1 protein-coding gene is annotated in these 276 nt (G+C 45.7%); it reads right to left on the bottom strand.

What is annotated here, in order from left to right; translation table 11 throughout:
• Positions 1 to 276, bottom strand: a 276-nt coding sequence (locus tag ACYP03_RS26040) for a FlgO family outer membrane protein (protein ID WP_459782677.1), incomplete at its 3' end; no start/stop codon positions are given.

Here is a 276-nt window from a genome sequence, read left to right as displayed (position 1 = left end):
AGTGTATCCCAATTGCTGCATGTGATACATAAAGCCTTCGGACACGGCATTCCCCAGCCAGTTTGTTTCATTCATCTGCTGCATATCAACAAATGAGGTCACGGCCAGCGGTGTTTTCGCTGTCAGGTACTGATTCGAGTCGACCAATTGCTTGGTCAAACCTTCAATAAAAAAGTCCATGGTATGGCGAGGCGTTTCTGCCAGCAGAAAATTACTGCCCGTATAGCTCTCTTTACCATTATAAATTGGTGAGTATGCACATGATGCTGTCAGCAG

This window comes from Photobacterium sp. R1 (assembly GCF_054600795.1).
This window is presented reverse-complemented; position numbering and strand designations above follow the sequence as displayed.